Origin of the sequence: Janthinobacterium sp. GW458P (assembly GCF_002127585.1) — a bacterium.
In the GTDB taxonomy this organism is placed as follows: Bacteria; Pseudomonadota; Gammaproteobacteria; order Burkholderiales; family Burkholderiaceae_D; genus Janthinobacterium.
This window is the reverse complement of the sequence record NZ_NEGZ01000044.1, coordinates 1-24,033: the sequence shown is the minus strand read 5'-3', so window position 1 is coordinate 24,033 and position 24,033 is coordinate 1. Positions and strand designations below refer to the sequence as shown.

At 63.4% G+C, this 24,033-nt stretch carries 23 protein-coding genes; 10 read left to right on the top strand and 13 right to left on the bottom strand.

All coding sequences use genetic code 11. From position 1 onward, the window contains the following. Positions 1–5 precede the first annotated feature (5 nt). The 3 genes from CBW50_RS20645 to CBW50_RS20635 all read right to left on the bottom strand — a co-directional run bounded on the left by CBW50_RS20645 (position 6) and on the right by CBW50_RS20635 (position 3,217). Positions 6–791, bottom strand: coding sequence for an ATP-binding cassette domain-containing protein (locus CBW50_RS20645; RefSeq protein ID WP_086147283.1), 786 nt, complete (start codon positions 789–791; stop codon positions 6–8). Between the two features lie 3 nt (positions 792–794). Continuing rightward, complete coding sequence (locus CBW50_RS20640; RefSeq protein WP_086147302.1) at positions 795–1,916, bottom strand: ABC transporter permease; 1,122 nt, start codon at positions 1,914–1,916, stop codon at positions 795–797. 296 nt (positions 1,917–2,212) lie between these two features. Beyond that, complete coding sequence (locus CBW50_RS20635; protein ID WP_086147301.1) at positions 2,213–3,217, bottom strand: sugar ABC transporter substrate-binding protein; 1,005 nt, start codon at positions 3,215–3,217, stop codon at positions 2,213–2,215. A 298-nt stretch (positions 3,218–3,515) separates the two neighbouring features. Between CBW50_RS20635 and CBW50_RS20630 the strand changes: the two genes are divergently transcribed. Genes CBW50_RS20630 through CBW50_RS20620 form a run of 3 tightly spaced genes read left to right on the top strand, consistent with a single transcriptional unit; the run spans position 3,516 to position 6,412 of the window. Beyond that, a complete protein-coding gene (locus CBW50_RS20630) occupies positions 3,516–4,382 on the top strand; it encodes a MurR/RpiR family transcriptional regulator (RefSeq protein WP_034757651.1) in 867 nt (288 codons plus the stop codon). Next, a complete protein-coding gene (gene iolG, locus CBW50_RS20625) occupies positions 4,375–5,361 on the top strand; it encodes an inositol 2-dehydrogenase (protein WP_086147282.1) in 987 nt (328 codons plus the stop codon). The genes CBW50_RS20630 and iolG overlap by 8 nt, the downstream gene beginning before the upstream one ends. 28 nt (positions 5,362–5,389) lie before the next feature. Next, positions 5,390–6,412: a Gfo/Idh/MocA family oxidoreductase gene (locus tag CBW50_RS20620; RefSeq protein ID WP_086147281.1), complete on the top strand. Its 1,023-nt coding sequence runs from the start codon at positions 5,390–5,392 to the stop codon at positions 6,410–6,412. 15 nt (positions 6,413–6,427) lie between these two features. On the opposite strand, the gene CBW50_RS20615 is transcribed toward CBW50_RS20620, so the two are convergent. Beyond that, positions 6,428–6,775: a DNA-binding protein gene (locus CBW50_RS20615; protein ID WP_086147280.1), complete on the bottom strand. Its 348-nt coding sequence runs from the start codon at positions 6,773–6,775 to the stop codon at positions 6,428–6,430. Continuing rightward, a complete protein-coding gene (locus CBW50_RS20610; RefSeq protein WP_086147300.1) occupies positions 6,732–7,094 on the bottom strand; it encodes a type II toxin-antitoxin system RelE/ParE family toxin in 363 nt (120 codons plus the stop codon). Before CBW50_RS20610 ends, CBW50_RS20615 begins: the two co-directional genes overlap by 44 nt. 240 nt (positions 7,095–7,334) lie before the next feature. On the opposite strand from CBW50_RS20610, the gene CBW50_RS20605 reads away from it, so the two are divergent. After that, entirely contained in the window at positions 7,335–8,552 is a 1,218-nt protein-coding gene (locus CBW50_RS20605) for a hypothetical protein (RefSeq protein WP_086147279.1), read from the top strand. 16 nt (positions 8,553–8,568) lie between these two features. Here the strand turns inward: CBW50_RS20605 and CBW50_RS20600 are convergent, their stop codons facing one another. From CBW50_RS20600 to CBW50_RS20590, 3 genes are read right to left on the bottom strand one after another with little or no spacing between them, the layout of a single operon-like run. Further along, positions 8,569–10,029 (bottom strand): ATP-binding protein, encoded by a 1,461-nt coding sequence (locus CBW50_RS20600; RefSeq protein WP_086147278.1) that lies wholly within the window; start codon positions 10,027–10,029, stop codon positions 8,569–8,571. Continuing rightward, complete coding sequence (locus CBW50_RS20595) at positions 10,022–10,735, bottom strand: response regulator (protein WP_086147277.1); 714 nt, start codon at positions 10,733–10,735, stop codon at positions 10,022–10,024. Before CBW50_RS20595 ends, CBW50_RS20600 begins: the two co-directional genes overlap by 8 nt. Then, a complete protein-coding gene (locus CBW50_RS20590; protein ID WP_226935562.1) occupies positions 10,710–12,038 on the bottom strand; it encodes an ABC transporter substrate-binding protein in 1,329 nt (442 codons plus the stop codon). The genes CBW50_RS20595 and CBW50_RS20590 overlap by 26 nt, the downstream gene beginning before the upstream one ends. 355 nt (positions 12,039–12,393) lie before the next feature. Here CBW50_RS20590 and CBW50_RS20585 point away from each other — a divergent pair, with 355 nt between their 5' ends. The 6 genes from CBW50_RS20585 (at position 12,394) to CBW50_RS20560 (ending at position 19,124) form a co-directional block, all read left to right on the top strand. Beyond that, positions 12,394–13,656 (top strand): ABC transporter substrate-binding protein, encoded by a 1,263-nt coding sequence (locus tag CBW50_RS20585; protein ID WP_086147276.1) that lies wholly within the window; start codon positions 12,394–12,396, stop codon positions 13,654–13,656. Positions 13,657–13,767: 111 nt separating this feature from the next. Next, the gene (locus tag CBW50_RS20580; protein WP_086147298.1) at positions 13,768–14,682 is read left to right on the top strand and encodes a carbohydrate ABC transporter permease; all 915 of its coding nucleotides are present in this window, start codon (positions 13,768–13,770) and stop codon (positions 14,680–14,682) included. An 8-nt stretch (positions 14,683–14,690) separates the two neighbouring features. Beyond that, a complete protein-coding gene (locus CBW50_RS20575) occupies positions 14,691–15,530 on the top strand; it encodes a carbohydrate ABC transporter permease (protein WP_086147275.1) in 840 nt (279 codons plus the stop codon). A gap of 10 nt (positions 15,531–15,540) precedes the next feature. Then, a complete protein-coding gene (locus tag CBW50_RS20570; RefSeq protein WP_086147274.1) occupies positions 15,541–16,674 on the top strand; it encodes an ABC transporter ATP-binding protein in 1,134 nt (377 codons plus the stop codon). Positions 16,675–16,766: 92 nt separating this feature from the next. Beyond that, a complete protein-coding gene (locus CBW50_RS20565) occupies positions 16,767–18,002 on the top strand; it encodes a carbohydrate porin (protein ID WP_086147273.1) in 1,236 nt (411 codons plus the stop codon). Between the two features lie 99 nt (positions 18,003–18,101). Beyond that, positions 18,102–19,124 carry a ParB/Srx family N-terminal domain-containing protein gene (locus CBW50_RS20560; RefSeq protein WP_216356385.1) on the top strand — a complete coding sequence of 341 codons (1,023 nt, stop codon included), beginning with the start codon at positions 18,102–18,104 and terminating at the stop codon, positions 19,122–19,124. Positions 19,125–19,193: 69 nt separating this feature from the next. Here the strand turns inward: CBW50_RS20560 and CBW50_RS20555 are convergent, their stop codons facing one another. From CBW50_RS20555 to CBW50_RS20535, 5 genes are all read right to left on the bottom strand, one after another. After that, a complete protein-coding gene (locus CBW50_RS20555; protein WP_086147272.1) occupies positions 19,194–20,303 on the bottom strand; it encodes an ABC transporter ATP-binding protein in 1,110 nt (369 codons plus the stop codon). Between the two features lie 9 nt (positions 20,304–20,312). After that, on the bottom strand, positions 20,313–21,188 hold the full coding sequence (locus tag CBW50_RS20550) for a carbohydrate ABC transporter permease (RefSeq protein ID WP_086147271.1): 876 nt from the start codon (positions 21,186–21,188) through the stop codon (positions 20,313–20,315). Continuing rightward, positions 21,185–22,069: a carbohydrate ABC transporter permease gene (locus CBW50_RS20545; protein WP_076573023.1), complete on the bottom strand. Its 885-nt coding sequence runs from the start codon at positions 22,067–22,069 to the stop codon at positions 21,185–21,187. The genes CBW50_RS20550 and CBW50_RS20545 overlap by 4 nt, the downstream gene beginning before the upstream one ends. 115 nt (positions 22,070–22,184) lie before the next feature. Then, the gene (locus tag CBW50_RS20540; protein WP_086143001.1) at positions 22,185–23,438 is read right to left on the bottom strand and encodes an ABC transporter substrate-binding protein; all 1,254 of its coding nucleotides are present in this window, start codon (positions 23,436–23,438) and stop codon (positions 22,185–22,187) included. A gap of 368 nt (positions 23,439–23,806) precedes the next feature. Further along, the coding region (locus tag CBW50_RS20535; RefSeq protein ID WP_139842584.1) for a carbohydrate porin at positions 23,807–24,033 on the bottom strand (227 nt) is incomplete at its 5' end.

Here is a 24,033-nt window from a genome sequence, read left to right as displayed (position 1 = left end):
TATCCTTAAATCGTGACACCGTCGAGTTCAGCCATCAGCGTTTGCATTTCCGCACCGCCCGCCATCATGTCGAGTACTTCATCCTTGGAAACGGTTTCCTTGGTATAAGTCCCCAGCGACTTGCCCCGGTTCAACAGAGTGAACGAGTCGCCCACGGGATAGGCATGGTGCACATTGTGGGTAATAAAGATCACGGACAAGCCCCGCTCGCGCGCCTTGTAGATCAGTTTCAGCACATTGAACGATTGTTTCACGCCCAAGGCCGCCGTCGGTTCGTCGAGGATCAGCACGCGCGCGCCGAAGTGGATGGCGCGGGCAATGGCCAGGCATTGCCGCTCGCCGCCCGACATGGTGCCCACGGCCTGGTGCGGGTCGCGCACCATGATGCCCATCTCGGCCAGCTTGTCGCGCGCCGTGGTGGCCGCATACTCCATATCCATCACGGGCAGCACGCCGAACATTTTCTTGATCGGCTCGCGGCCCATGAAGAAATTGCGCGCCACGGACAGCAGAGGCACCAGCGCCAGGTCCTGGTAGACGGTGGCCACGCCCAGGTCCAGCGCCTCTTTCGGCGAATTGAAGCTGACGGGCTGGCCGTCGACCAGGTATTGGCCATCGGTGGGCCGGTGCACGCCGGCCAGGGTCTTGATCAGGGTCGACTTGCCGGCGCCGTTGTCGCCCAGCAGGCAATGCACTTCGCCCGGTTTCAAACGCAGGGTGACGTTTTGCAGGGCGATGACGGAGCCGAAACGTTTGCTGATGTTTTCCAGCGCAAGGATGTATTCGCTCATGGCTTATCTCGCTTCCGTGACACGGGCACGGACAAAGTTGTTGAACAGTACCGCGATCAGCAGCATGACGCCGAGGAAGACGCGGAACCAGTCGGAATTGATATTCGTATAAGTAATGCCGATCTGCACCACGCCGAAGATCAGCGCGCCGAAGCAGGCGCCGACGACGGAACCGTAGCCGCCCGTCAGCAGGGCGCCGCCGATGACGGCCGCGATGATGGCTTCGAACTCCTTCTGCATGCCGCGGTCGGCGGCGGCCGATCCCACGTCAAATACTTGCAATGTAGCAAACAGGCAGGCGCAGAAGGCGGTGAAGACGAACAGCGATACCTTGATGGTTTTCACGGGTACGCCCACGTTCTTGGCCGCGTTGGCGTCGCCGCCGACGGCGAAGATCCAGTTGCCGATGCGGGTGCGGGCCAGGACGAAGCCGGACACGAGCGCCAGGCCGGCCCACCAGACGATGACCTTGGGTATGCCCTTGACCAGCGGCGCGCCATTGTCGAGCGCCGTGATCCAGCCCGCCTTGGCCATCCAGGCGAACAGCGAGGTGCCCACTTCGCCATGGAACAGGGTCGTGGCCAGCCAGTCGTCGGCGGCCAGCGCGCCGATGCCGCTGACGATGGTGCGGTTGGCGAACATGATGGACAGGGCCAGGGTCAGGCCGCGCAGGATGAACAAAAAGGCCAGGGTGACGATGAACGAAGGCAAGCGCGTCTTGATGACGAGGTAGCCGTTGAGCCAGCCCAGCGCCATCGAACCGGCAAAGGCGAACAGGATGGCGGCCCACACGGGCCAGTGGAAATAGACGGAAGGAATGGCGATCATCATGCCGGCAAAGCCGATCATGGAGCCGATCGACAGGTCGAATTCGCCGGCGATCATCAAGACGCAGGCGCCGATGGCGATGATGCCCAGGTAGGCGGCCACCTGCGCCCAGTTGATCACGCCGTCCAGGTTGAACATGCCAGAGTCGCCGGCCGTCAGGATGAAGAAGGCGAACACCAGGATGGCGCCCGAGATCGAGGCGAATTCCGGGCGGCTGAACAGCCGCTTGAGCCAGCTGACCTGTCCCACGCGCTCATCAAAGCCCTGCTTTTGCGGCGGCGTGCCCGAGGCGGCCATGCCGCCCTGTTCCACGCTGAATTTCACGGTACTCATGCTATGTCTCCCTTGATTTATAGCAACCTGCCAGCCTCGACAACAATTCCAGGGCGGCAGGACCCGCGCGCCGGCAAGCTAGGCCTGCGCGCGGGGACAACAACTAAGAACACCTGTCAAAATCTACTGCGCGTCGCGATTTGCGGTCTCCGATGCTCACTGTACATTCGTCCAGTTCCGCTTCTCAACCACAACTCCCATCCGCTCGCTACGGTTTTGTTAGACGTTGTAAGGTATTGATTGAATTGAAAAGCGGGTGCTTAACGGAACTGGCCGGCGTATTTCTCCACCTTGCCGATATTGTCCTTGGTGACATAACCCGGACCGGAACCGATATGGCGCGGGCCATACGATGGCGCCAGGCCGTATTCGGCCAGGCGCGCCTTGAACTTGGCGTTATTGACCAGCTTTTCGCGCACCTTGGCCAGGTCCGTGGTCTTGTCCTGCTTCATGATGGCCAGTACGGCAACGGGGATGTAGCCTTGCAGGTAGGGCTGCTGGTCGATGGCGAACTGGATGCTGCCATCCTTGATGCCTTTCGAGATTTCATCGGACAGGTCGAACGTGGCGAACCACATCTTGCCCTTCAAACCCATCTTTTCCAGCGCCTTGAGCGAAGCGTGGGCCGAGGTGGGGCCCAGCGCCAGCACGGCCTGGGTTTTCGGGTTGTTGCGCAGGTAGGCGCTCAGCTTGCTTTCGATGGTGGTCGGATCTTCGCCCGCATCCAGGGTGGCGGCCTTGAAATCGACGCCGATGGCCTCGGCAAAGCCGCGGCAACGCTCGAACGACGACGGGTTCGTCGCGTAATGGTTGACGCAGACGAAGGACTTGATGCCGGCCGCCTTGGCTTTTTCGCCGGCGCCCTTGCCTGCCTCGTATTCAGGCTGGCCCACGTGCATCACGGCGCCCAGCTGCTCGCTTTGCGCCAGGGTGCCGGAGTTGATCGTGACAAACGGAATCTTCTTGGCGGCAACGAGGCCCAGCGGTTTTTGCAGCACGCTGAAGTCGGCGATGCTGACGATCACGCCGTCATAGTTGCGGGCCGCCGATTGCTCGACCAGGCGCGCCATGTCGGCCAGGTCGCCATTCGGCGGGTTGCGGTAGTCGACGGTGACATTGAAGTCTTCACCTGCTTGCTTGACGGAATTTTTGATCGTATTCCACCAGGAATCGGAATCGGGCGCATGGCTGATCAGCACGAATTTCTCGCCCGCCGCGTGGCTGGCGCTCATGCCCAGACCCAGTCCCAGGCCGAGTCCCAGCATGGCCAGGCTCTTCAGAAATCCCTTACGCTTATTGCTTTGCATGAATGTCTCCTTGAAGGATTGATTTTTATAGTTGCCAGCTTTTGAAGCGTGTCAGCGGGGAACCGGACAACCGGCAAGACCCGATGCACTGCGCACAGCTTAGGCCACAAAAAAGACAAATGCAATAAAATTTTCAAAATAAATATAAATAGAAATTCGTTTCTATTTTTAGGATTCCCTCCTATAATTCTCGCCAGAACCAGCCGCATGGAATTGATACGCCAGCGCGGCCCAGCAAGTACACCAAGGAAAACACATGGCAGCCACCGCCCCCATCGAACAGCTGATGCAGCACATTGCCGCCGAGTACGACAACCTGTCGCGCCAGTTGAAAGTCATCGCCCAATACATTGAAAAGCATCGCGCCAGCCTGATGCTCGAACGCATCAGCGACATCGCCGCCGCCTGCGACGTGCAGCCGTCGGCCATCGTGCGTTTCGCGCAGCGCTTCGGCTACACGGGCTTTTCTGAAATGCAGGATGTATTCCGCCAGGCTTACACGGACCAGGCCGGCGCCACGCCCGACTACCAGCAGCGCATCCGCAAGCTCATTTCCACGCGCGACGCGGCCCTGAGCGCGGGCGACCTGACGCGCGAATTCGTCGGCGCCAGCCGCGCCGGCCTCGACGACCTGGCGGCCGGCCTCGACGACGCCCAGCTGGAAGCGGCCGTCAACCTGCTGCTGAAAGCTGAAAATATCTATGTGATCGGCGTGCGCCGCTCGTTCCCGATCGCCTCCTACATCGCCTACGCGCTGGAACACACGGACAAGCGCGTACACCTGATTAGCGGACTGGGCGGCATGCACCGCGAACAGATGCGCAGCGTGCGCGAACGCGATGTGGCGATCGCCATCAGTTTCTCGCCTTACGGCAAGGAAACCCAGCAGTGCATCAAGGCGGCGCAGGACAAGGGCGCCAAGGTCCTGGTGATTACCGACAGCAAGCTGGCCCCGCTCGCGCGGGCGGCCGACGCGCTGCTCACCGTCACCGAGGGCAGCGCCTTCGCCTTCCGCTCGCTGACGAGCACCATCTGCCTGTGCCAGGCGCTGTTCATCGCGCTGGCATACAAACTAGAGCTCGACATCGAAGAAATCCACACCCCAGGAGAACATGATGATTGAAGTAGCGTTATTCGGCGCCGGACGCATCGGCAAAATCCACGCGGCCAACCTGGCTGCCCAGCCCGGCGTGCAGTTCAAGTACGTGGTCGACGTCAACCAGGAAGCGGCGGCCGCCTTGGCCGGCCTGCATGGCGGCAGCAGCGCCACGGTGGAAGCGGCGCTGGCCGACCCGGCCGTCAAGGCCGTCGTCATCGCCTCGAGCACGGACACACACGCGGACCTGATCCTGCGCTCGGCCGCCGCCGGCAAGGCCATCTTTTGCGAAAAACCCGTCGATTTGACGCTGGACCGGGCGCGCGCCTGCGCCGCCGCCGTCAAGGAAGCCAAGGTGCTGTGCATGCTGGGCTTCCAGCGCCGCTACGATCCCACCTTCAATGCCGTCAAGACACGCATCGAAGCGGGCGAGATCGGCACGCCGGAATTGCTGGTGGTTACCAGCCGCGATCCAGGCCCGCCGCCCGTGAGCTACATCAAGGTCTCGGGCGGCATCTTCAAGGATATGCTGATCCACGACTTCGACATCTTCCGCTGGATACTCGACGATGAAGCCGTCAGCGTGCACGCCACGGGCAGCTGCCTCGTCGACCCGGCCATCGGCGCGGCGGGCGACCTCGATACGGCCGTCGTCACCATCCGCACGGCCAAGGGACGTTTGTGCCAGATCAATGCCTCGCGCCGCGCCGCCTACGGCTACGACCAGCGCTTCGAAGTGCTGGGCAGCGCCGGCATGCTGCAAGCAGGCAATCACAAGCCGACGGAAGTGACAGCCTATGGTGCCGTGAACGTCAGCGTGGACAAGCCGGAAGATTTTTTCCTGGAACGTTATCGCCATGCTTACGCGCAGGAAATGGCGCATTTCTTCGACGCCCTCAGCCACGGCACGCCGCTGCGCACCACCGTCCACGATGGCTTGAAGGCCCTGGAACTGGCCGAGGCGGCCACCCTGTCGTGGCGCGAACAGCGCGTGGTCACTGTATAAACCAATAATAAAGCTATCTGGAGACACCATGTCATCCCCAACATTAAAAGTCGGCATCGTCGGCCTGGGCCGGCTGGGCCAGCGCCACGCCATCAACCTGGCGCAGCGCGTGCCGAACGCCGAAGTCGTGGCAGCCTGCAGCCCCGTGCCCGCCGAACTGGACTGGGCCGCCAGCCAGCTCGGCATCACCACCGGCTATGCCGACTACGACGCCCTGCTGGCCCATCCGGGCCTGGACGCCGTCTTTCTCGTCACGCCCACCTCGCTGCATGCGGACCAGATCATCGCCGCCTTGCGCGCCGGCAAGCACGTATTTTGCGAAAAACCGCTGTCGCTGGATCTGGCCGATTGCCTGAAGGTGGAAGCCGAAGCGGCGCGCCACCCGCAGCTGACCGTCATGATCGGCTTCGTGCGGCGTTTCGACGCCAGCTACCATGACGCGCAGCAAAAGATCGCACTAGGGCTGATCGGCAAGCCGTATCTGGTGCGTTCGCAAACCTGCGACCAGAACGACCCCAGCGGCGCCTTCATGCGCTTTGCCCCCACCAGCGGCGGCATCTTCCTCGATTGCAGCGTGCACGATATCGACCTGGCGCGCTGGCTGCTGGGCAATCCCGTGCCCAGACGCGTGTATGCGAGCGGCACCAACGCCATCCACACGGGCTTGCAGGCGTTCGGCGACGTCGACAACGGCCTGGCGACGGTCGAGTTCAGCGACGGCAGCATGGCCAGCTTCATGGCGTCGCGCACCATGGCGCATGGCCATGAAACCCTGACGGAAGTGTTCGGCACGGGCGGCCGCCTGGCCGTGGGCAGCAATCCGCGCCTGAACAGGGTGGAAATTTCCGATGCGCACGGCGTGCGCAACGAATGCACGCCGGACTTCTATGCCCGCTTCGCCGACGCCTTTTTGATCGAGGCGCAGGAATTCACGGATGCGGCGCTGGGCCGGCGCACCTTGTCATTGACCCTGCACGACGCGACGGAAGCGACGCGCATCGGCCTGGCCATGACGCAGGCGATGCGCGAGGCGCGGCCCGTGGAGTTTTAAGCCCACGCCGTGGACTCAGGCGGCCGGCGCGGGAAATGGACGTTCGGGCTGCCTGGGTTCCACGGCCAGGCGCAAGCCCATGGCATCGAGGATGGCCGTCAAGGTGGCGAGCGAGGGATTGCCCTCGGGCGACAGGGTGCGGTACAGCTGGGTGGGATTGAGCTTGGCCGCCTGCGCCACGGCCGGCACGCCGCCAAAGGCGCGCGTCAGCTGGCGCAGCACGGCCAGCAGTTCGCCGTGATCGCCATCGACGAGGATATGGTTGATCAATTCGAGGGCCAGATCGGGATCGTCGCGGTACAGTTCGGCCATCGCCTCGTCATGCGAGCGGTCTCTCGGTGGTTTGCTTAGTTCCTCTTTCATGTCCTATCTCCTTCCAGTCGTGCCAGCAGGCACAGGCGTATTCGATATCTTTCGGCTGCGTGCGCTTGTCTCCGCCGCACAGCAATAAAATGATCTGTTCGCCGGCGATGGCGTAATACACGCGGTAACCAGGCCCCGCGTCGATGCGCAATTCCCACACGCCATCATGGCAAAATTTATGGTCGCCAAAATTGCCGGCAATCATACGCAGCACGCGGCGCACGATGGCCACCCTGGCCGTGTTGTCGCGCTGGCGCTTCAGCCATTCCGTATACAAATCCCTGCCCGATGACGTCAGGTAATGGCGGATCTCGACCATCATATTCGTCCATAAACGAAGAAAAATCAAGGGGGAAAGCACGCTGATACGTAAAAGGAGGACCACGCCATCTTGCTACCAAACCCGCTCAAGCAGGCCTTGAATGTCGGGTTCACTGAACTATATCAAGATGTATTTTCCCAATTACTGTAAAGAAATGATGTGACGCGTACACGCCTCACGCGCATGCCATTGCGCTATACAATAAGCGCCTGCCCAACCGCGAAAACCAAGGCCACCATGACGAACGACGACAGCCACTCCCCCTCCCTCGCCGACGTGGCCGAACGCTACGTCAAGCTGGTCCTGGCCATGGGCCAGCACGATGCCTCGTACGTGGACGCGTATTACGGCCCGCCCGCATGGCAACAGGAAGCGGTAGAACAGCATTTAAGTTTGAGCGACATCAAAGCCGCGACAGACAAGGCGCTGGCCCTGCTGGCCGACGAACCTTGCCTGCGCGCCCTCAACCTGCGCAAGCAGTTGCAGGCCGTGCTGGCCAAGGCGGACATGCTGCAAGGCGCACGCCTCGATTTCGATACGCAAAGCGCGCGCCTGTACGACGCCGTCTCGCCCCACCACAGCCGCGCATATTACGCAGAACTGGTGGCGCAGATCGACGCCCTGCTGCCTGGCGACGGCACGGTGAGCGACCGGGTTAACGCTTTCCGCGCGCAGTTCGTCATTCCAGCCGACAAGCTGCGCGCCGTCATGGATGCGGCCATCCGCGCGGGCCGCGAGCGCACCTTGCAGTACATCGCCCTGCCCGAAGGCGAAGATTTCGTGCTGGAATTTGTCACAGATAAACCCTGGAGCGGCTACAACTGGTACAAGGGTAACTACCAGAGCGTGATCCAGATCAATACGGACTTGCCCGTGTATATCGATCGCGCCGTCGACCTCGGCTGCCACGAAGCGTATCCGGGCCACCACGTCTACAACGTGCTGCTCGAGCGCGACCTGGTGCGCGGCAAGGGCTGGATGGAATACTGCGTCTACCCGCTGTACTCGCCGCAATCCTTGATCGCCGAAGGCACGGCCAATTACGGCATCGAACTGAGTTTTACGGAGGCGGAGCGGCTGGACTTCGAACAGCAAGTGCTGTATCCGCTGGCCGGCCTCGAGCCAGAGCTGGCGCCCCGCTATGCGCAACTCAATGCCTTGCTGGCCAAACTGAGCTACGCCGACAATGACATCGCGCGCCAGTACCTGGAAGGCAGCCTGAACCGCGAAGAAGCGCTGGAATGGCTGGTCAACGTGCGCCTGTATCCGGCCGAGAAATCGGCGCAGCGCCTGCAGTTCTACGACGCCATGGGCGCGTACGTCATCAATTACAACCTGGGCCAGGACATGGCGAAAGCGTATGTGGAGCGCCAGGGCGCCACGCGCGAAGCACACTGGGCCGCGTTCCGCGAGCTGATGTCGTCGCCGCGCGTGCCCAGCGCGCTGCTGGCCTGACGCTGCCGCCGGCGCCTTACTGCGCCGGCAGGCGGATGGTCGCTTCCAGGCCGCCGTCGCGGTGGTTGGCCAGGCTCAGCTCGCCGCCGTGGGCCTGCACGATGCTGCGCGCGATGCCGAGCCCCAGTCCCATGCCGTGCGCATTCTGCTCGCGGCCATGCTCCAGGCGCACATACGGCTGGAACAGGCTGGCGAACGCCTCTTCGGCCACGCCGGGGCCGTCGTCGCGGATGCGGATGACGATGTGCTCGCCTTCGCGGCAGGCGGACAGATGGGCAGTCTTGCCGTAAAACAAGGCATTGTCCAGTAAATTACCGATGGCGCGCTTGAGCGCCAGCGGCTTGGCCTTCACGCTCAGGCCCGTCTCCACGTAATGCACGTCGTGGCCGGCCAGCTGGGTGCCGCGCACCATGCGCTGCAGCAAGGCGTCGAGCCGCACCTCGGTGGCGTTTTCATGGATATCGCTATCCTTCACGCATTGCAGCGCCCCCTTGACCATCATGTCCAGCTCGTCGAGGTCATCGTGGAATTCATTGCGCTGCACATCGTCGTCGAGCAGTTCCGTGCGCAATTTCAAGCGCGTGATGGGCGTGCGCAAGTCGTGCGAAATCGACACGAACAGGCGTTCGCGGTCTTCCAGGTAGCGCTGGATGCGCTCGCGCATGGCGCCAAACGCGCGCGCCGTCTGCACGAACTCGCGGCTGCCCGTCTGCGGCAGGGGCGGCGGCGTCTCGCCGCGGCCAAACGCCTCGGCCGCGTCCGACAGGGCCGCCAGCGGCCGCGTGGTCCAGCGCACGACGAGGATGGACAGCAGCAGCACGGCCGCCAGCGACAGCGCCTGCAGCAGCACCCGGTCCAGGGTCCACGGGTTGCTGCTTTGCAAGAAATACGGATTCGGCATCAGCGCCGCCAGGTACAGCCAGTTGCCCGGCTCCAGCTCGGCCTGGATCACCAGCACGGGGGCCGGATTCGGCTTGAGCAGCAGGATATGCTGGACCCAGTTTTCCGGCAAGTCGCCGATGCGCGCGCCGCTGTCGGCCACCACCAGGTCGGCCGGCCAGGCGAAGCCCACGCGGTAGCCGGCCAGTTGCGGCAAATCATCCTTCAGCGCCGCGCCCACGGTCGCCACGACCGTATCGGCCAGCGCGTGGGGCGCGATTTCGCGGATGGCCAGCGGCCCCTGGTTGACGTTGACAAAGAAGCGCGTGCCGCCCATCTCGCGGAATTGCTGGATCAGGATGGGCCGGTAATTGGCGGGCAGGCTGAGAAAAAAGCGGATGGTGCTGCTGGCGCTGCGGGCCAGGTGCTGCGAGGCCATGCGCGCTTCGACGGCCGAGTCGCGGCGCAGCTGCGCGGCCCAGATCAGGTTGCCCGCCAGCTGCGTGGCCAGCACGCCGGCCACCATCACGACGGACAGGCGCCCCAGCAGCGATTGCGGCAGCAAACGCCCCGGCAGCCGTTGCGCGCGCTCAGACATGCGCACTGCTCACGTCGGCCGAAAACACATAGCCGGCGCCGCGCACCGTCTTGATCAGCATGGGCTGCTTGCCATCGTCCTTCAGGCGCAGGCGCAGCCGGCTCACCTGCACGTCGAGCGAACGGTCGAGCGGCCCCGCGTCGCGCCCCCGCGTCTGTTCGCACAGCACGCTGCGGTCGAGGATGTCGCCCGGATGCTCGACAAAATAGCGCAGCAGCTGGAAATCGAGGCCCGTCAGCTGCAGCGCCTCGCCGTCCGCGTCCGTGACCGTGCGCTCCAGCGTATCGAGCGTAAAGCCCACGAAGCGGTAGTAGCGTGGCGGCGCCGCCGCGTCGATGCCCGTGCGGCGGTGGATGGCCTTGATGCGCGCCAGCAATTCACGCGGGCTGTAGGGCTTGGCGATGTAGTCGTCGGCGCCCAGCTCCAGCCCCACCACCCTGTCCGTCTCGTCGGAACTGGCCGTCAGCATGATGATGGGCACGTTCGAGCGGGCGCGCACCACCTTGCACAGGGCAAAGCCGTCCGTGTCGGGCAGCATCACGTCGAGGATCACCAGCGACAGGCTGTCGACATGGCGGTGGAATTCGGCCAGAAAGGCGGCGCCATCGTGCGCCAGGCCCACCTCGTACTGGTTCTTTTCCAGGTAGGCCTTCAACAACATGCGGGTCTTTTGATCGTCGTCAACGACCAGGATTTTGCGCGACATGGTCTCGTCCTTTTTTATTCAACGCCTGCAACATGCTGGCGATGCGGCGCTGGGCGTCGGCCGCGCTGATCTTGTCATTGAGGAAATAGCGGTGCACCTCGGCGATGATGGCATCCTTGCTGGTTTCATCGGTGGCCATGCGGTGCACCAGGCTGGGCGCCTGGAAGGCCGCGCCGCGCGCGAACGCCTGCGCCGACGCGCGCGCACAGCTGTCCAGGCGCGACAGGTCGGCCTGGCGCAGGGCGGGAATCGAGCCCTTCACCTGGCTGTACTCGAGCTGCACGGACGGCGAAGCGACCACCTGCGCCAGCTTTTCCTGCGCGCCCTGGTGCGTGTAGTCGGACGCGAACATGGCCAGGGTATCGATGCTGTACAGGTGGTACTCGCCCGTGTCGGGCGCGGCGACGCAGCCGAACACCTCGTCCGTGGCGCGGCCCCAGGCGTTCAGCTCGCCCTTCGCCCAGTCGCCCATGATGTACATGGCCGCCTCGCCATCGCCCACCTGGCGCGCCATCTCGGGCCAGCTCTGTTCGCGCAGCGGCGCCGCCATCCATTGCTTGAGCGACCTCAAACGCTGCAAGGCGTGCCGCAGGCGGGGGTCGGCATACGCCTCGGCCTTCTTCTCGACAAACAGGGCGCGGTAGTAGGCGGGTCCCGATTCGGCCAGCACCAGCGTCTCGAACAGCGTGGCCACCTGCCACGCTTCGCTGCTTTGCGCCAGCGGCGTGACGCCGGCCTGGCGCAGTTGACCGGCCACGCGCTCGAAGTCGCTCCAGCTGCGCGGCACGGCCAGGCCCAGGCGCTGGAAAATCTTGCGGTTGTAAAACAGCGTATTGATGCGGTGGATGCCGGCCGGCACGCCCATCGTATGGCCGCGATTCTGCAGCAGGCCCCACACGGCGGGATACATGGCTGCGCGCCAGTTATTGCTGGCGGCGACGCTGTCGAGCTGCAGCAGCAGGCCCAGGTCGCTCCACTCGCCCAGGGTGTAGCCGATCAGCTGCATGACTTCCGGCGAATTGCCGGCCAGTACGCGGCTCTTCAGCACCTTGCCAGCGCCGACGCCGGCGCCGCCCGCGATGCCCGCGTCGCGCCACTCGACGCCTTCCTGCGCCAGGCGCGCCACCAGCACGTCGGCCGCGCGGCGCTCGCCGGTCGAGGTCCACCAGTGCAGCACCTGCAGCGGCTCGGCCGGCACGGCCGCGCCGGTCCACATCAGCGATAGCAGCGCCAGCGCGGCCACGCCGCGACGGCGGGCGGCCCCGGCATGGCGGTCGGCGGTGCTGCGCGGTGGCGTCTTCAATACTGTCCCCTTGTTCTTGTCGCGACAAACTATAGCCCAACTACAAAACAGCGGGTTGGTAATTTAGTCCCCTGATTTGTAAAGAAACGTGAGCTTTTGTTGCGCCATCTTGCACGACGCCCGGGCCGTCCCGCCCGCCCGACGCCCCGCGCGGCGCGCCACGGCAGCGGCCGACGGTAAGGAAAGGTAAGCAAGCGCACCTGCGCATTTCAATATTATCCTTTGAAATCAACAAGATAAGAAACGATCGTCAGCGCAATGCCGGGAGCTGGCGTCACATTTCCCCCGATGCTACTGTCCGCCAACTGCAGCGTAACAGGCAGCCAAACAAGACCAACACCAACAAGGAGACATCATGCGATTGCATGCACAAGGCGGCGTGGCCGCGCGCAACACATTGCTGGCCCTGCTGCTGGCCAGCGGCACGGCGCAAGCGGGCACGCTCACCATCGAAAGCTGGCGCGTGGACGACAAGACCCTGTGGGAAACGGTGCTCATCCCCGCTTTCCAGAAAAAGCATCCGGGCATCGAGATCAAGTTTTCGCCCACCGCCCCCACCGAATACGATTCCACGCTGAACGCGCGCCTGAGCGGCGGCACGGCCGGCGACTTGCTGGCCTGCCGCCCGTTCGACGTCTCGCTGGCCCTGTACAAGCGGGGCCAGCTGGAAAAGCTCGACGGCAAGGCCGGCATGGACAATTTTCCCGCCTCGGCCAAGGTGGCGTGGCAGACGGACGATGGCAAGGACACCTTCTGCATGCCGATCGCTTCCGTCATGCATGGTTTCCTGTACAACAAGAAAATCTTCCGCGAATTGAAACTGCAGCCGCCCGCCACGGAAGAGGAATTCTTCAAGGTGCTGGAGACGGTCAAGCGGAGCGGCAAGTATGCGCCGCTGGCGCTGGGCACGGCCGACCAGTGGGAAGCGAACCAGGTGGTGTTTACCAGCATCGGCGCCAATTACTGGAAGGGCGAGGATGGCCGCAAGGCACTGATCGCCGGCAAGGCCAAGTTTACCGATCCGCAATTTGTTGCCGCCTGGGAATATGAAGCCCGGCTGGGCAGCTATCTGTCCAAGGGCGCCAGCGCACAAACCTATGGCGACAGCCAGAACCAGTTCGCGCTGGGCAAGGCCGCCATCTATCCGTCCGGCTCCTGGGACATCGCCTATTTCAAGCAGGATCCGGAACTGGAACTGGGCGCCTTCAACCCGCCCGTGCGCAAGGCCGGCGACAAGTGCTATATCTCCGACCACACGGACATCGGCATGAGCGTCAACAAGAAGTCGAAGAACAAGGAAGACGCCTACAAATTCCTGGCCTGGCTCGGTTCCCAGGAATTCGCCGACATCTACACCAACAAGGTGACGGGCTTCTTCTCGCTGTCGAACCATTTGATTTCCATCAAGGATCCGCTGGCCAAGCAGATGAACGGCTGGCGCGCCAGCTGCGCCTCGACCATTCGCCTGAACGCGCAAATCCTCAACCGGGGCGAACCGAGCATGGAAAACGAGCTGTGGAACGTCAACGCCCAGGTCCTCAACGGCAAGCTGGCGCCGAAAGACGCGGCGCGCCAGATCCAGGCCGGCTTTGCCAAGTGGTACAAGCCGCAGCAGTAATCCCCCCATCCTCCCCCCGCAACCGGCCTGAGCAGTGCGATGCAGCGGCCCGGTGGCGCGGTTTTGCCGGCGGCCCCGCCGCCGGTGTTTTTATTCGTCTGGAGTTTCGCCGTGAAGAAAGCTTTCCCGTGGCACGTGGCCGTGTTCCTGGCCCCGGCGCTGATCATCTACTCGCTGTTCAGCGCCCTGCCCCTGGCCGACACCCTGCGCCTGGGCCTGTACACGAGCGATGAGGGCGGCCGCCACCATTTTGCCGGCCTGGCCAACTACGCCACCATCCTGTTCGACCCGCAATGGTCGCAAAGTTTCTGGAATGCAATGTGGAACAACTGCAAGTTTTTCCTCATCCATATGCTGCTGCAGAATCCCATCGGCCTGCTGCTGGCCACCCTCTTCAGCCTCAAGGGTTTGAAGGGCGAGCGCAGCTATCGCACCCTGATCTTCCTGCCCACCCTATTGTCCGTGGTGATCATCGGCTTCATCTGGCAGCTGATCCTGTCGCCGCTGTGGGGCGTGGGCCAGTCGCTGATGGATGGCGTGGGCATCGGCAGCTATTTCGCGCCATGGCTGGGCCAGGAGTCGACGGCCCTGCTGACCATCGCGCTCATTTCTGTTTGGCAATACATCGGCATCCCCATGATGCTGATCTATGCGGCCCTGCTGGCCGTGCCCGAGGAAATCATCGAGGCGGCCCACGCGGAAGGGGCCAGCGCCATGCGCATCTTCTGGCAAATCAAGCTGCCGCTGATCTGGCCCACCCTGGGACTGGTGACCATCCTGACCTTTGTCGCCAACTTCAATGCCTTCGACCTCGTGTACTCCGTGAAAGGCGCGCTGGCGGGGCCGAACTACGCCACCGACATCCTCGGCACCTTCTTTTACCGCACCTTCTTCGGTTACCAGGCCCAGCTGGGCAGCCCCACCATGGGCGCGGCCGTGGCCACCATGATGTTCCTCGTCATCCTCGTGGGCGTGGGCGTGTATTTCTTTTTCGTGCAGCGCAAGCTGACACGCTACGAACTGTAAGGGCCGCCATGCGCAACGTTTCCACCCGCCCCCTGGGCCGCGCCGCCGTGCACGTGATCCTGGCCGGCTACACCATCATCGCCCTGTTCCCCATCGTCTTGATCCTGATCAACTCGGTCAAGACGCGGGCCGCCATCTTCGACAATCCGCTGGCCCTGCCCACGCCCGCCACCTTTTCCCTCGTGGGCTTTCACAAGGTGCTGGCCAATTCGGACTTCCTGCTGTATTTCGGCAACAGCCTGTTCGTCACCCTGCTGTCGCTGCTGCTGATCGTGCTGTTCGGCGCCATGGCGGCCTGGGCACTGTCCGAATACACGTTCACGGGCAACCGCCTGCTGACCCTGTACCTGGCGCTGGGCATCATGATTCCCATCCGCCTGGGCACGGTGTCCATCCTGGAACTGGTGGTGCGCCTGGACCTGATCAACACCCTGACGGCGCTGGTGCTCGTGTACACGGCGCAGGGCTTGCCGCTGGCCGTGATGATCCTGTCCGAATTCGTGCGCCAGGTGCCGCGCGAACTGAAGGATGCGGCGCGCTGCGACGGCGTGGGCGAATTCGCCATCTTCTTCCAGGTGATCCTGCCCCTGATCCGTCCCGCCATCGCCACGGTGGCCGTGTTCACCATGATTCCCGCCTGGAACGACCTGTGGTTCCCGCTGATCCTGGCGCCGTCGGACCGCACCAAGACCGTCACCCTGGGCGTGCAGCAATTCATCGGGCAATACGTGACGGACTGGAACTCCGTGCTGGCGGCGCTGTCGCTGGCCGTCATTCCCGTGCTCGTCATGTACGTCATTTTCTCTCGTCAACTGATCCGCGGCCTGACGTCCGGCGCGGTCAAATAATAGGTGCACCATGGCACATGTAAGCCTGCAACAACTGAGCAAATCCTACGACGGCCACAACAACGTGCTGGCCGGCATCGACCTCGACATCCGCGACGGCGAATTCGTCGTGCTGGTCGGCCCTTCCGGCTGCGGCAAATCGACCTTGCTGCGCATGCTGTGCGGCCTGGAAAGCATTTCGCACGGCACGCTGTCGATCAGCGGCAAGGTCGTCAACGACCTGGCGCCAGCCGAACGGGGCATCGCCATGGTCTTCCAGAGCTATGCGCTGTATCCGCACATGAGCGTGTTCCGCAACATGGCCTTCGGCCTGAAGATCGCCGGCGCCGGCAAGGACGACATCGCCCGGCGCGTGCGCCACGCGGCCGCCATCCTGAAGATCGACCACCTGCTCGAACGCCTGCCGCGCGAACTGTCGGGCGGCCAGCGCCAGAGGGTGGCCATCGGCCGCGCCATCGTGCGCGAACCGCAGCTGTTTCTGTTCGACGAGCCGCTGTCGAACCTCGACGCTGCCCTGCGCGTGCAGACGCGGCTGGAAATTGCCAAGCTGCACCGCCAGCTGAACGCCACCATCGTGTATGTGACGCACGACCAGGTCGAGGCAATGACCCTGGGCGACAAGATCGTCGTCATGCATGGCGGGCATATCCAGCAGGCGGGCACGCCGCTGGAACTGTACCAGCAGCCGGCCAACCGCTTCGTGGCGGGCTTCATCGGCGCGCCCATGATGAATTTTTTCGAGGGAAAAGTCATTGCCGCCGAGGAAGATGGCGTGCGCGTGGCCCTGGCCAGCGGCCAGGAAATCACGGCCCTCGTCGATCCGGCGGGCCTGCGGGCGGGCGATGCCGTCACGGCGGGCCTGCGGGCCGAACACATCCTGGAGAACGGCGGCGGCAGCGCCCGCTTCCAGGGCGTCGTCAGCCTGGTGGAACACCTGGGCGAGGCCAATTTCATCTACCTGACCCTGGACAACGGCCAGGAACTGGTGATACGCGGCGACGGCAACAACCGCGTGCCGCTGGGCCAGCCGTTCACGGTCTCGGCCGCCAGCAGCGCCTTCCACCTGTTCGACGCGCAGGGCGTGGCGCGCACGCGGCGCCAGCCCGGCAACCTGATTTCATCGAAACAGAATCTGGCCGCCTGAGCCTTCCCGCCCAGGCGGCCGCCCCGACTGGATCGGCAGCGATCCGGCACGACGTGCCCAAGCACGCATTTCAATAACGACAAGGAGATTGTATGCAACACCCGATCAAGACTTCGCTGGCCCTGGCCTGCACCGTGCTGCTCGCCGGCGGCGCCGCCCACGCCAGCGATGCCGAAGGCGAATACCACGGCTACTTCCGCGCCGGCCTCGGCTCGAGCACGGACAGCCGCGGTCCGCAAAGCTGCTACGGCCTGGGCGGCAACACCATGCGCTACCGGCTCGGCAACGAATGCGACACGTATGGCGAATTCGAATACCAGAAGGAAATGGCCAAGTCGCCCAATGGCGTCAGCTTCGTCGGCCACGTCATGGTGGCCGCCTACACGCCCAGCTCCGCCGTCAGCGATTCGGACCTGAGCATGTCGAAGATGTACGTGGAAGCGAAAAACATACCCACGCTCAACGGCGGCACGGCCTGGATCGGCAAGCGCTACTACATGCGTCCCGACATCCACATGCTCGACTTGCAATATATCAATATGAACGGCACGGGCGGCGGCATCGACCAGTACAAGCTGGGACCGGGCCGCATCAGCTATGGTTTCTTCAAGGATAACGACAAGCCCGGCAACTCGGCCATCCGGCAAAACCTCGTCTACCAGGGCATCCCCGTCAACCAGGACGGCACGCTGGAAGTGCTGACCACCCTCATCACGCCCGACAAGAAGGACAGCACCTCGCACAGCGGCTGGCAGGCCACCGTGCTGCACAAGCAGGATAAAGTATGGGGCGGCGCCAATACCTTCGGCATCCAGTACGGCGTGGGGCCTGGCACGGGCGCCGGCGGCCAGTGCTGCGACCGCATGGGCACCACGGGCTCGATCCGCAACGGCAGCGACGTGACTCGCTTGCGCATCTTCAATTCGCTGTGGATACAGCCGACGCCCGAGTGGAGCGCGGAAATGGTGGCCATCGTACAGCGCGACAAGTCCGACGTCTCGGGCGGCAGCTCGACCTGGACCAGCCTGGGCGTGCGCCCCGTGTATGCCGTCAACGACAACTTCAAGCTGCAGTTCGAGCTGGGCACGGACCGCGTGACCTCGCCCACGGGCGGCGCCGCGCAGCGCCTGACCAAGCTGACCTTCGCGCCCACCCTGACGGCGGGCAAGGGCTACTGGTCGCGCCCGGAGCTGCGCGCCTTCGTCACCTACGGCAAATGGAACGACGCCGCCACGGCCGCCGTCAACAAGGCCAACGAGTCCGGTCCCGTGTACGGCAACGGCACCAGCGGCACCTCGTTCGGCCTGCAAGTGGAGACGTGGTTTTAAGAAACTGCCTTGATATAGCGCAGTGCATGCGCCTGCGGGACTGTGCAAAATCGCGTGCCGCGCTATGCTGCATGCCATACCGCTCATTTCGGAGGTCGCATGCACGCCGCATTTCCACGGGTCGCCGCCGCGCTGGCCCTGTCTTTTGCCAGCATGGCCTGGGCGCGGGATGCCGCCGTCGCGCCCGCCCTCAGCGCGCGCCAGCAGGCGCTGATGGCCACCGTGGTAGGCAGCGCCGCCCAGCCGCGCATCCTGCAGGTGAGCCTCGATGAACTGCATCCCACCCAGCCGGCCATCGGCTACGACCAGGTGTACTACAAGCTGGGGCGCTATGCGGCCGAAGAAAAGCACATCGCCGACATCGCCAAACCGAAGAAATTCGCCGACCTGTGCGAAGCCAATGGCCAGGGCGACGTCCTGTCCGGCACGGCCAGCGTGGCCGGCGCCACCCTGAGCGCGCCACCGGCCGGCTACCGCTGCAAGGCGGCCGTCGGCAGCCGTCCCGACGACATGAAGACCGTCGTCATCGGCCCGCGCGGCACCGTGTACCTGACGGACGGCCATCACACGTTTTCCACCTTCCGCGATGCCGACGGCGGGCGCAACGCGCAGCTGAAAGTCTGGGTCAAGGTCAGCGACAATTTCAGCGCCCTGGACGAGGCGGCCTTCTGGACCCGCATGCGCGCGCAAAACAAGGTGTGGCTGAAGAACGGCCGCAACCAGGCCATCACGCCGCAGCAGCTGCCGTCCGCCATCGGCCTCAAATTCCTGGGCGACGACCCCTACCGCTCGCTCGTCTACTTCACGCGCGACGTGGGCTATGAGCCGCCCGGGCACGCCACGGAATTTCTCGAGTTTTACTGGGCCGACTGGCTGCGCGGCAAGCCGGCGCCGGACCTGGCGCACACCGACCTGCTGGACCGCGCGGCGTACGCCAACGCCATCTTGCAAGCGGCGCAGGCAATGGCGGCGCTGCGGCCCGGCGACATCGTCAGCGGCGGCAAGCGCGCGGCGGAGCTGGGCGCGCTGGACAAGGTCGACCGCGCAACGCTGGAAGAATTGACGCAGGACAAAGGCAAGCTGAGCTACGCCATCGCGTACAGAAAATCGCTGGCGCACTAAGCGCGGCGCAAACGACAACGGCCCGCCTGTCACTGGACAAGCGGGCCGCTTTCTCTGGGGCAGCAGCGCTTACGCGATGCGTTCGCCGTTGGCCGGGTCGAACAGGGCCGCCTTCGACAGGTTGAACGACAACTGCATGGTCTGCCCCGGCAGCACGGCTTCGCGCGGGTGCGTGCGGCAAGTGACGGCGGCGCCGTTCAGGCGCGTCGTCAGCAAGGTGTCGGGGCCGGTTGGCTCGACCAGGTCGATCAAACAGCCCAGTTCCTGGCCCACGTCGCCGTGCGCGCTGCTCATGTCCGTGATCTGCTCGGGACGCACGCCCAGGATCACGTCGCGGCCCGCATAGCTGCGCAGCTTGTCGGCCGCGAACGGCAGGGCCAGGCGCAGGCTCTTGCCCGCGTTCTCGATGGCGACAAACACCTCGTTGCTCTCGATGACAGGCTTGACGGTGATGAAGTTCATCGATGGCGAGCCAATGAAGCCGGCCACGAACAGGTTGGCCGGATTGTCGTAGATTTCCTGTGGCGTGCCCAGTTGCTGCACCACCCCATCCTTCATGACGGCGATCAGATCGCCCATCGTCATCGCCTCGATCTGGTCATGCGTGACGTAGACGATGGTCGCCTTCAGGCGCTGGTGCAGCAGCTTGATCTCGGCGCGCATTTCCACGCGCAGCTTGGCGTCCAGGTTCGACAGCGGTTCGTCGAACAGGAACAGCGAGGGCTTGCGCGAGATGGCGCGGCCCATGGCCACGCGCTGGCGCTGGCCGCCCGACAGCTGCGCCGGGCGGCGCTCCAGCAAGTGCGTGATCTGCAGCGTTTCGGCCACGCGGGCGACGATTTCTTCCTGCTCCGCCTTCGGCACTTTTTTCACGTTCAGGCCAAACGCGATGTTTTCGCGTACCGTCATCGACGGGTACAGCGCATACGACTGGAACACCATGGCGATGTCGCGGTCCTTCGGCGGCAGGTCGTTGACGACCTTGCCGTCGATGAGGATTTCGCCCGAGGTGACGCTTTCCAGGCCGGCCACCATGTTGAGCAAGGTCGATTTGCCGGAGCCGGAGCCGCCGACGAGGATCAGGAACTGGCCATCCTTGATTTCGATGTCGATGCCCTTGAGGACTTCGACGCCATTCGTGTACACCTTGCGGATGCTGCGTATCGATAAACTGGACATATTCTTTCCTTAACCTTTGACTGCGCCTGCGGTCAGGCCGCGCACAAAATAACGGCCTGCGACCAGGTAGACCAGCAGGGTCGGCAGCGCGGCAATCACCGCGGCGGCCATGTTGACGTTGTATTCCTTCACGCCCGTGGACGTGTTGACCAGGTTGTTCAAGCCCACCGTGATCGGCTGCGAATCGCCGCTGGCAAACACAATCCCGAACAGGAAGTCGTTCCAGATCTGCGTGAACTGCCAGATGATGCAGACGACGAAAATCGGACCCGAAATCGGCAGCACGATCTTGCGGAAGATCAGGAAAAAGCCGGCGCCGTCGATGCGCGCCGCCTTGATCAGCTCTTCCGGCACGCCGATATAGTAGTTGCGGAAGAACAAGGTCGTGAACGCCGTGCCGTACACCACGTGGACGAAGACCAGGCCCGTGGTGGTGTTGGCCAGGCCGAATTCGCCCAGCAAACGCGCCATCGGCAGGATCACCACCTGGAACGGGATGAAACAGCCCACCAGCAAGGCGGCGAACAGGATTTCCGAGCCGCGGAAGCGCCAGTGCGCGAACACATAGCCGTTGAAGGCGCCCAGGAAGGTCGAGATCAGCACGGCGGGAATCACCATCTTGATCGAGTTCCAGAAGAACGGCTGCATGCCGTCGCAGGTGACGCCCGTGCAGGCCGAGGACCAGGCCTTGGCCCAGGAATCGAACTGCCACACGTGCGGCAGTGCCAGCAGGTTGCCGCTGCGAATCTCGTCGAGCGACTTGAACGACGTCGACAAGGTCACGTACAGGGGCACGATGTAGTACACCGCGAACAGGATCAGCAGCAGGTACAGCACCACCCGCCCCAGGGTGAGTTTGTTGTTACGTGTAGGAGTGTGTGTCATCTCATCGCCTTTGCGCTGCGCGTTTCCAGGTACATCAGCGGCACGAGCACGGCCACGATGGTGGCCAGCATCATCATTGCCGATGCCGAGCCCAGGCCCAGCTGGCCGCGGGTGAAGGAAAACTGGTACATGAAGATGGCCGGCACGGACGACGAGTTGCCAGGTCCGCCAGCCGTCAATGCGATGACCAGGTCGAAGCTCTTGATGGCGATGTGCGCCAGGATCAGCAGCACGCTGAAGAACACGGGACGCATGGCGGGAATCACGATGCGCCAGTAGATCGTCGGCAGGGACGCGCCATCGACTTGCGCCGCCTTGATGATTTCATCATCGATGCCGCGCAGGCCGGCCAGGAACAGGGCCATGACGAAGCCGGACGACTGCCAGACGCCGGCGATCACCACCGTGTAGATGGCCATGTCGGAGTTCACCAGCCAGTCGAAGGTGAACGAGGTCCAGCCCCAGTCGTGCATGACTTTTTCCAGGCCCAGACTGGGGTTGAGCATCCATTTCCAGGCCGTGCCGGTGACGATGAAGGACAGCGCCATCGGATACAGGTAGATGGCGCGCAGCGCGCCTTCGGCGCGGATTTTCTGGTCCAGCAGGATGGCCAGGAACAGGCCGATGGCGATGCTGCAAGCGATGAACAGGACGCCGAAGATGCCGAGGTTCTTGAGCGAGGTCCACCAGCGCTCGTTGTCGAACAGCTCGACGTATTGCACCAGGCCGGCGAACTCGTAGTTCGGCATCAGCCGCGATTCGGTCAGCGACAGCCAACCGGTCAAAAAGATAAAACCATAGACGAATACCAGGCTGGCGATGAGCGTGGGGCCCAGCACCATCTGCGGTATCCATCGGTCGAATTGCTTGCGTATGGACATAGGACAGCCGTAGAAGTAAAACTGCGTGTGGCGCGCCCCTGGGCGACAGCCAGGGCGCGCGCCTGCGATGCATGCGATGCAGAACGCGCCGGCGGGAGTGCCGGCGCTGTCGTGATTACTTCACTTTTGCCGCTTTGGCCAGGGCGGCAACCGCGTCTTTCGAGCTCATGTTGGTATTCATGAACTTGGCGATGACGTCGGTCACGGCGCCTTGCGTGGCCGATGGCAGCGCCATGCCGTGCGCAAACGATGGCACCAGGCCGCCGTTCTTGTTGGTGGCGTCCATGTCTTCCATCGATTTCAGGGCGCAAGCGTCGAACTTGTCCTTCGATACGCCGGAACGCACGGGGATGGAACCCTTGTTCAGGTTGAAGATCGACTGGAACTTCGGATTCATGATGGCGTTGGCCAGGGCGATCTGCCCTTTCTTCGCATTCGCATCCTTTTGCGTGAACATGGCAAACGAATCGATGTTGAAGGTGTAGGCCTTGTCCGTGCCCGGCGCGGCCACGCACAGGTAGTCCTTGCCCGGCACCTTGCCGGCGGCGGTGAACTCGCCCTTGGCCCAGTCGCCCATGAACTGGAAGCCGGCCTTGTTGTTGATGACCATGGCGGTGGCCAGGTTCCAGTCGCGGCCGGCCGCATCCTTGTCGATGTAGGTCTTCACCTTGCCCAGGGTGTCGAACACCTTGAGCATGGTCGGACCGGTCAATTCCTTCTGGTCCAGCTTGAGGATGGCCTTCTTGTAGAATTCCGTGCCGCCCACGCCCAGCGCGACCGATTCAAACACGGTGGCGTCCTGCCAAGGCTGGCCGCCGTGGGCGATGGCGATGCCGCCCGATTTCTTGATCTTCTCGGCCGCGTCGAAGAACGCATCCCAGGTGGTCGGGGTGGTGGCCACGCCGGCTTTTTTCAGCACTTCAGGGTTGACCCACATCCAGTTGACGCGGTGGACGTTGACGGGGGCGGCGACGTAGTGGCCCTTGTACTTCATGATGTCGGCGACGACTTTCGGCAGCACGGCATCCCATTTTCCTGGAATGGCGGCATCATCGATATTGGCCAGCACGCCTTCGGCGCCCCATTCCTGGATCGACGGGCCCTTGATCTGGGCGGCCGTTGGCGGATTGCCGGAAATGACGCGGGTCTTCAGCGCGGTCGCGGCGTTTTCGCCAGCGCCGCCGGCCACGGCGAAGTCTTTCCAGCCGAAGCCGCTTTCCTTCACGATTTGCTGCAACTGGCCCACGGACTTCGCTTCGCCGCCGGAGGTCCAGTAGTGCAACACTTCCACGTCGGTCGCAAACGCGCTGCCGGCAAACGCCAGGGTGGTCAATGCGGCCAGTTGGGTAATCTTGAATTTCAGTTTCATCTCCACATTCCTTTTTTGATCAAGCTTTTAGGGGGCTTCGGCATACGGGGCCGAAAAAGGTAATAGTGCGCCTGTGCCGGCGCTCTTGTGCTCAGACCCGCTTGCAAACGGGCATCATCTTGGTGTAAAGACGGCGCCGCGATCCATGACATGACTACATTGCATTTATATCACGGGACGGCGCCAAAAACGCATCCGCGAAGGATGCGCCAGGTTGATCTGCATTTACAAACATCAACACTGAACAAAACCGTCGCGCGCGGCACTCATGTGCGTCCGGCAAGCGCAGCCTTGCTAGAACGCGGGGCGCCGAGCCGGTGAGCATCGCAGGCCGCACAGCGCGCCGCGCAGCAGGTTCGGGTCGGTGTTTAGAACCAGGTTTCCACCTGGAAACCGTACGACGTGCCGCTGGTATTGTTGTTGTACACGGGACCGGAGTTGTTCGACGCGTTGACCGAGGCGGTGGCCGCATCGTTCCATTTGCCATAGGTCACGAAAGCGCGCAGTTCAGGACGCGACCACAGGCCGGGACCGGCCGAGATCGTCGGCGCGATGGTCAGCTTGGTCAGGCGCTTGGCCGGCAGGCCGCCCGCCT

What these genes read in the sequence shown, in the direction of transcription:
- CBW50_RS20645 (WP_086147283.1), bottom strand. Translation starts at nt 791, where the DNA reads ATGAGCGAATACATCCTTGCGCTGGAAAACATCAGCAAACGTTTCGGC.
- CBW50_RS20640 (WP_086147302.1), bottom strand. Translation starts at nt 1,916, where the DNA reads ATGGCCGCCTCGGGCACGCCGCCGCAAAAGCAGGGCTTTGATGAGCGC.
- CBW50_RS20635 (WP_086147301.1), bottom strand. Translation starts at nt 3,217, where the DNA reads ATGCTGGGACTCGGCCTGGGACTGGGTCTGGGCATGAGCGCCAGCCAC.
- CBW50_RS20630 (WP_034757651.1), top strand. Translation starts at nt 3,516, where the DNA reads ATGGCAGCCACCGCCCCCATCGAACAGCTGATGCAGCACATTGCCGCC.
- iolG (WP_086147282.1), top strand. Translation starts at nt 4,375, where the DNA reads ATGATTGAAGTAGCGTTATTCGGCGCCGGACGCATCGGCAAAATCCAC.
- CBW50_RS20620 (WP_086147281.1), top strand. Translation starts at nt 5,390, where the DNA reads ATGTCATCCCCAACATTAAAAGTCGGCATCGTCGGCCTGGGCCGGCTG.
- CBW50_RS20615 (WP_086147280.1), bottom strand. Translation starts at nt 6,775, where the DNA reads ATGAAAGAGGAACTAAGCAAACCACCGAGAGACCGCTCGCATGACGAG.
- CBW50_RS20610 (WP_086147300.1), bottom strand. Translation starts at nt 7,094, where the DNA reads ATGGTCGAGATCCGCCATTACCTGACGTCATCGGGCAGGGATTTGTAT.
- CBW50_RS20605 (WP_086147279.1), top strand. Translation starts at nt 7,335, where the DNA reads ATGACGAACGACGACAGCCACTCCCCCTCCCTCGCCGACGTGGCCGAA.
- CBW50_RS20600 (WP_086147278.1), bottom strand. Translation starts at nt 10,029, where the DNA reads ATGTCTGAGCGCGCGCAACGGCTGCCGGGGCGTTTGCTGCCGCAATCG.
- CBW50_RS20595 (WP_086147277.1), bottom strand. Translation starts at nt 10,735, where the DNA reads ATGTCGCGCAAAATCCTGGTCGTTGACGACGATCAAAAGACCCGCATG.
- CBW50_RS20585 (WP_086147276.1), top strand. Translation starts at nt 12,394, where the DNA reads ATGCGATTGCATGCACAAGGCGGCGTGGCCGCGCGCAACACATTGCTG.
- CBW50_RS20575 (WP_086147275.1), top strand. Translation starts at nt 14,691, where the DNA reads ATGCGCAACGTTTCCACCCGCCCCCTGGGCCGCGCCGCCGTGCACGTG.
- CBW50_RS20570 (WP_086147274.1), top strand. Translation starts at nt 15,541, where the DNA reads ATGGCACATGTAAGCCTGCAACAACTGAGCAAATCCTACGACGGCCAC.
- CBW50_RS20565 (WP_086147273.1), top strand. Translation starts at nt 16,767, where the DNA reads ATGCAACACCCGATCAAGACTTCGCTGGCCCTGGCCTGCACCGTGCTG.
- CBW50_RS20560 (WP_216356385.1), top strand. Translation starts at nt 18,102, where the DNA reads ATGCACGCCGCATTTCCACGGGTCGCCGCCGCGCTGGCCCTGTCTTTT.
- CBW50_RS20555 (WP_086147272.1), bottom strand. Translation starts at nt 20,303, where the DNA reads ATGTCCAGTTTATCGATACGCAGCATCCGCAAGGTGTACACGAATGGC.
- CBW50_RS20550 (WP_086147271.1), bottom strand. Translation starts at nt 21,188, where the DNA reads ATGACACACACTCCTACACGTAACAACAAACTCACCCTGGGGCGGGTG.
- CBW50_RS20545 (WP_076573023.1), bottom strand. Translation starts at nt 22,069, where the DNA reads ATGTCCATACGCAAGCAATTCGACCGATGGATACCGCAGATGGTGCTG.
- CBW50_RS20540 (WP_086143001.1), bottom strand. Translation starts at nt 23,438, where the DNA reads ATGAAACTGAAATTCAAGATTACCCAACTGGCCGCATTGACCACCCTG.